General features: G+C 52.9%; 4 protein-coding genes. 3 read left to right on the top strand and 1 reads right to left on the bottom strand.

Features of this window, described 5'->3' with window-relative positions; all coding sequences use genetic code 11:
• On the bottom strand, positions 1–220 hold a 220-nt coding region (locus IT585_12610), incomplete at its 3' end, for a recombinase family protein (GenBank protein MCC6964088.1).
• Positions 221–549: 329 nt separating this feature from the next.
• Here IT585_12610 and IT585_12605 point away from each other — a divergent pair.
• From IT585_12605 to IT585_12595, 3 genes are all read left to right on the top strand, one after another.
• Positions 550–1,884 (top strand): hypothetical protein, encoded by a 1,335-nt coding sequence (locus IT585_12605; protein MCC6964087.1) that lies wholly within the window; start codon positions 550–552, stop codon positions 1,882–1,884.
• Between the two features lie 185 nt (positions 1,885–2,069).
• Positions 2,070–2,381 carry a DUF2958 domain-containing protein gene (locus IT585_12600; protein ID MCC6964086.1) on the top strand — a complete coding sequence of 104 codons (312 nt, stop codon included), beginning with the start codon at positions 2,070–2,072 and terminating at the stop codon, positions 2,379–2,381.
• A 404-nt stretch (positions 2,382–2,785) separates the two neighbouring features.
• Entirely contained in the window at positions 2,786–3,352 is a 567-nt protein-coding gene (locus IT585_12595) for a hypothetical protein (protein MCC6964085.1), read from the top strand.
• The last annotated feature ends 67 nt before the right edge of the window (positions 3,353–3,419 follow it).

Here is a 3,419-nt window from a genome sequence, read left to right as displayed (position 1 = left end):
TAATGCCGTCTGCTTCACCACGCTCGATGCGTTCGATCATGTCGTTGAATATTGGTCTCCCAGGCGCCTTTGCACTCATGGATTCTTGGTACCGTCCGATGACCTCTATATCCGGCCTACCTTCAAATACACGAGCCACCTCAGCTTTCTGAGACTCGATGGAGAGGATCTGTCGATCCTCGGACTCCGTGGATTTTCGGCAGTATATTAAGTATTTCATGTTTGGGCGAGCACTATCGATTGCCCGAATCGGGTCATTCTGTCACGCATCGCAGGTAAACTATATCACGCGACAGCAATTTGTCAGGTCTTGGCGTCTCCGCGTTGCCGCATTCAAGACAAATAAGAACGCCGTAATGGTTGCTCAAGATAAGGACGAATTCACGATGGCTTCGTTGAGTTCTACTTCTTCTGCCTCAGGCTTCCGGGTGCAGATCGATTCGAATTTCCGGGGTTCCTGCGGGCGCCTCCTCATCGTTCGATTGTATTTCCGAACCGTGTTTGGGAGAAGGACTGACTAGTCCTCTTTTCGGATATTCGACCAGCCTGATGGAGGTTCCGCAATTCCGGTACGCTGGTTCGATGTCAAATACAAAAAACAATCCGATTGTTTCCGAGCGCCTCCAAAACGGGACCATCATGGAGACTGTCTATTGCGCATCCGCCAAGCAGACTCAGTTGGTCACGCTCACCGACGGTGTAATATCCATGCGAGCCGTCTTGACGACGGCTAGCGGTGAAGAATTCGTTCCGGTTGCTGCATCAAATAACCTGATCAAGCACGGCGCATTGCTGTTCGCGGAGAAGGCGGAGCCTTATGACTCACTCTCCGACCTAGTTTCGAACATCGAATCGTACATTTACCGCTACGTGGATCTAAGCGATCATTTCCTAAAGCTCTCCTGCTACTACGTGCTTCTAAGCTGGGTCTATGATGCCTTCAACGAACTACCCTACCTCCGCTTCCGCGGTGACTACGGATCCGGACAGTCAAGGGCCCTCTTCGTTATTGGTTCTTTGGCATACAAGCCGTTCTTCGCCAGCGGCGCCTCAACCGTTTCACCAATCTTCCATACCTTGGATAGTTTCAGAGGCACGCTCATATTTGATGAAGCGGATTTCCGCTTCAGCGATGAGAAGAGTGAACTGATCAAGATATTCAACAACGGGAATGTGCGGGGATTTCCGGTCCTGCGGACTACGATAACCACCACCCGGCAATTTGATCCCAGAGCCTTCAATGTTTATGGTCCGAAGATCGTGGCCATGCGCAAGGCCTTTGAGGACCAGGCGCTTGAGAGTCGCTTCCTCACCGAAGAGATGGGGCAGCGTCAACTGCGCCCCGGAATCCCGATCAACCTCCCGGATGTGCAGCAGACGGAAGCGACAGCCCTTCGCAATAAGCTCTTGATGTACCGCTTCAACACCTTGCCGCGAGCCAAAATCGATCCGTCGCTCGCGGACCCCACGTTGTCGCCTCGACTGAATCAGATCTTGGTCCCGCTGCTTTCCATCATCCCGGATTCTGCTTTGAGACAAGACGTTGTCGTAGCGGCACGCGGCTTTGATCAAAAACTGCGCCAGGACCGGTCTTCAACCATTGAAGCTAATGTCCTTGAAGTGCTTCGGGATCGGCTGAAGCTGGAACGGGGACCGTCGGTGCCAATCGGAGATATCACGAGCGAGGTGAACCGCCGCTTCGGCGTTGACTACGAGCGTCCGGTGACACCTCGCATCGTCGGCAGCATCCTGCGGAAGCGGCTACGACTCCCTACCTGGAAGAGTCATGGTGTGTACGTGATCGCGGCTTCTGAGAGGGAGAAAGTAAATGCGCTAGCCGAGCGCTACGGCGTCCCTGAGTCCGGTTCGGAGGCCTGTGGATAGCTGGACGCATCCCGAGGCTGATGCATTCTGCAAGCAGTATCAGCGATGATTGGAGATTGCCAAAGCCCTAGCGGTGGATTGTGGCCTTGATAAAATAGACCCGGGTGATAGAAGTAAATAGGAACTCCAAGGCGAGCTGAAGCCCGCGAACGTGTCGCTGGCTTCTTTCGCCTATTGGAGGACCAATGAATAGGGCGCTGATAGAAAAGGTTAAGGCAAAAATGGCTGGCTATCCGATCTATAGTCAAGAGAAGGTCGAGGACAAGCTCGTGATCATGAAGCTTTTCAACGCCTTTGGCTCCGGAACGTGGTACCTCATCGAGTACGACCCCCGAGAGAAGCGGGCATTCGGATATGTGACGGGTCTTGGAGGTGATGAGTGGGGATACATCAGTATCCAGGAACTTGCCGAACTTACGCTGCGAGGTACGTCGGTGCCCCACATCGAGGTGGATCGGCATTTCCGACCGACGCGATTCAGTGAACTCAAGTGGTAGCAACTGCCCTCCCAAAACGGGAGGGCTTCTTCTTGTCCCCAGCCGAGAGAGACTCGCCGTCATGAGCCGTTGGTGCGAGAAGTTGAGATGGCCCTTGTGCCCAGGCTAATGTATAGTGCAAAAAGTACGCCGCAAGTTCACTGCAGATTTCGCCATTTTGCCCGGAATAGTCATTTCGCAATGATAGAATGTCGGGCGCTTCAACTATGCACGACATACAACTCTGAGCGAAGGCCTGCTCTATCGTGACGGGGCCGACTATCGCCGCAAACAATTGGACTGAGCCGACAACCGAAAGGAAGATTGAATTGGAAAGGCGCCTTGCTATGCATTAGCCGACAGGGTTGTTAATTATTACGGATGCCGCAAGAATTCCAATCATCTCTGCATGGATGTAAAGAAAAATGTCCACTGACAAGAACCGCTTCGACTCTTGGCTCAAAGAAGACTTGTACCGCGACATTATCTACCGTGTGTTTCTCTGGGCCAGCATATCAGGTAGCGCGGTATATCTCGCGACGGGCCTTGGACAACTGGCCGCGGTCGAATATTTCGAACAGGTGGGCAAGGGCATCATGCCTCTACTAAACATAGTGGGTACAATCGCGCTTATACTCTTGCTGCTTGCTATGATGTTCAAGGACTTGGAATACGTTGATGATTTCCATTTCGGCCAAGCAAGAGTAATTGGGTGCATCGGGGGGTTCGTTCGCCGCACTGCAGGGGACCTCAGCTTGTGGGTGCTCGGTGCGGTGGTGGCGATATTTACCTCGGCAAGTGTCGCAGTTTTTGCGGAGGCCACAACTCTTGGGCTAGGGCTCCAAGCAGTCTTGCAATTGACCAGGTTTTATGCACTGATCCTCCTGATGTTTTTGGGGATAGCCTGTCTAAGTGTGCTCGTTCGTCGCGAAGAGCCTCCGACCTCCAGTTTACGCACTGCACCGGCCTTGTTGAGGAGCCTGATTCCGTGACCCCTCACCAGAAAACAGTAGCTATCTGGTTGATCTTGCACGATAATATCGGAATCGTCCAGTCACC

The sequence above is a fragment of the Candidatus Zixiibacteriota bacterium genome, assembly GCA_020853795.1.
Lineage (GTDB): Bacteria > Zixibacteria > MSB-5A5 > CAIYYT01 > CAIYYT01 > JADJGC01.
This window is presented reverse-complemented; position numbering and strand designations above follow the sequence as displayed.

What these genes read in the sequence shown, in the direction of transcription:
- IT585_12595 (MCC6964085.1), top strand. Translation starts at nt 2,786, where the DNA reads ATGTCCACTGACAAGAACCGCTTCGACTCTTGGCTCAAAGAAGACTTG.
- IT585_12605 (MCC6964087.1), top strand. Translation starts at nt 550, where the DNA reads ATGGAGGTTCCGCAATTCCGGTACGCTGGTTCGATGTCAAATACAAAA.
- IT585_12600 (MCC6964086.1), top strand. Translation starts at nt 2,070, where the DNA reads ATGAATAGGGCGCTGATAGAAAAGGTTAAGGCAAAAATGGCTGGCTAT.